Below are 2,765 nucleotides of genomic sequence, written 5' to 3'. Positions count from 1 at the left end.
GTGTTGGCGGCCACCTACTCTCCCGGGTGTGACCCCAGTACCATCGGCGCGTCCGGGCTTAACTTCTCTGTTCGGGATGGGAAGAGGTGCTCACCGGAGCCATAGCCACCATTGCCTTTCTTGCGATTGCTGACCGCAATGATGCTTTATAGTTGTTTTGACTAGTTGGGAAAGAGGGAGAGCATGAAAGCAGCGGGCCGCGTTACGGCTAGTGTTTCCACGTTTGAGAACGCGCTCGGGCAATTAGTACCGCTCGGCTGTGCCATTTCTGCCTTTACACCTGCGGCCTATCGACGTGGTAGTCTCCCACGGCCCTTAAGGGAGATCTCATCTTGGGGCGGGTTTCGCGCTTAGATGCTTTCAGCGCTTATCCCGTCCGAGCGTAGCTACCCTGCGCTGCATCTGGCGATACAACAGGTCCACCAGTGGCTCGTCCAACCCGGTCCTCTCGTACTAAGGTCAGGACCCCTCAAATCTCCGACGCCCACAACAGATAGGGACCGAACTGTCTCACGACGTTCTGAACCCAGCTCGCGTGCCACTTTAATCGGCGAACAGCCGAACCCTTGGGACCTTCTCCAGCCCCAGGACGTGACGAGCCGACATCGAGGTGCCAAACCTCCCCGTCGATATGAGCTCTTGGGGGAGATCAGCCTGTTATCCCCGGCGTACCTTTTATCCTTTGAGCGATGGCCCTTCCATGCGGAACCACCGGATCACTATATCCGTCTTTCGACCCTGCTCGGCTTGTGGGCCTCACAGTCAAGCGCCCTTATGCTATTGCACTCTGCGCACGGTTACCAAGCGTGCTGAGGGCACCTTTGAAAGCCTCCGTTATTGTTTTGGAGGCGACCACCCCAGTCAAACTACCCACCAAGCACTGTCCCCCTGTATCAGAAGGTTAGGCGCCAAGCAACTCAAGGGTGGTATTTCAAGGACGGCTCCACGATGCCTGGCGACACCGCTTCACAGCCTCCCACCTATCCTACACATGAGTTACCCAGCGTCAATGCTAAGCTATAGTAAAGGTGCACGGGGTCTTTCCGTCCCGTTGCGGGTACTCGGCATCTTCACCGAGACTACAATTTCACCGAGCTCACGGCTGAGACAGCGCCCAGATCGTTACACCATTCGTGCAGGTCGGAACTTACCCGACAAGGAATTTCGCTACCTTAGGACCGTTATAGTTACGGCCGCCGTTTACCGGGGCTTCGATTCAGAGCTTCGCCTTGCGGCTAACCCCCCCTCTTAACCTTCCGGCACCGGGCAGGTGTCAGGCCTTATACTTCATCTCTCGATTTCGCAAAGCCATGTGTTTTTGTTAAACAGTCGCCTGGGCCTTTTCACTGCGGCTTCTTGCATTGCTGCAAGGAAGCACCCCTTCTCCCGAAGTTACAGGGTCATTTTGCCGAGTTCCTTGGCCGTGATTCACTCGAGCACCTTAGGATTCTCTCCTCGACCACCTGTGTCGGTTTGCGGTACGGGCGGCTGCAGCGTTATAACGCTTAGCGGGTTTTCTCGGGAGCCTGATTAGGGACGCTATCCCCGCCCCCGAAGGGTTGGGGTACTTTCAGCTTTCAGCTAGCCCGGCGTACTTTACTACCGGGCCAATACCTACGGCCTTAAACGCACTATTCCGTCAGTGCGCGGTCCTTTCACTTCTCCGTCACCGCATCGCTTGCTGCAGCCGGTGCTGGAATATTAACCAGCTGTCCATCGAACTGCGCTTTCGCCTCGCCCTTAGGACCCGACTAACCCTGATCCGATTAGCGTTGATCAGGAAACCTTGGTCTTTCGGTGTGCGGGTTTCTCGCCCGCATTATCGTTACTTATGCCTACATTTGCTTTTCTGAACGCTCCAACGCACCTTGCCGGTGCGCCTTCGCCGCGATCAGAATGCTCCCCTACCAGTATGACTTGCGTCATAATCCATAGCTTCGGTGCCATGCTTGATGCCCGATTATTATCGATGCCCTCTCGCTCGACCAGTGAGCTGTTACGCACTCTTTAAAGGAATGGCTGCTTCCAAGCCAACCTCCTGGCTGTCTAAGCAAGTGGACCCCCTTTGTTCAACTTAGCGTGGACTTGGGGACCTTAGCTGATGGTCTGGGTTCTTTCCCTCTCGGCGCGGGACCTTAGCACCCCGCGCCTCACTGCCGCGTATGTCAAGTGGCATTCGGAGTTCGTCTGGATTCGGTAGGATGTGACTCCCCCTAGTCCAATCGGTAGCTCTACCTCCACATGACTCCACCGCGACGCTGCCCCTAAAGGCATTTCGGGGAGTACGAGCTATTTCTCAGTTTGATTGGCCTTTCACCCCTACCCACAGGTCATCCAAATACTTTTCAACGTAAACTGGTTCGGACCTCCAGTTGGTTTTACCCAACCTTCATCCTGCCCATGGGTAGATCACAAAGTTTCGCGTCTACCCCCCCTGACTGTGCGCCCTGTTCAGACTCGCTTTCGCTCCGGCTCCGTCCATCAATGGACTTAACCTCGCCAGGGAGGAGTAACTCGTAGGCTCATTATGCAAAAGGCACGCCGTCACCACACTAGGTGGCTCCGACCGCTTGTAGGCGCATGGTTTCAGGATCTGTTTCACCCCCTTATTCAGGGTGCTTTTCACCTTTCCCTCACGGTACTGGTTCACTATCGGTCTCTCAGGAGTATTTAGCCTTGGCAGATGGTGCTGCCGGGTTCAGGCGGGATTTCTCCGGTCCCGCCCTACTCAGGATACCACTAGGGCCAAAGAGCTTACGTGCACG

The 2,765-nt window shown here is 55.7% G+C and carries 2 rRNA genes (1 of these 2 cut by a window edge); both read right to left on the bottom strand.

Annotation, left to right across the window (positions count from 1 at the left end):
* Nucleotide 1: 1 nt before the first annotated feature.
* Nucleotides 2-113 (bottom strand): 5S ribosomal RNA (rrf, locus tag DXT99_RS26515).
* A 110-nt stretch (nt 114-223) separates the two neighbouring features.
* Nucleotides 224-2,765 (bottom strand): 23S ribosomal RNA (locus tag DXT99_RS26510) (it continues 356 nt past the right edge of the window).

It is taken from the genome of Pontibacter diazotrophicus (genome assembly GCF_003367245.1).
GTDB classification, from domain to species: Bacteria; Bacteroidota; Bacteroidia; order Cytophagales; family Hymenobacteraceae; genus Pontibacter; species Pontibacter diazotrophicus.
This window is presented reverse-complemented; position numbering and strand designations above follow the sequence as displayed.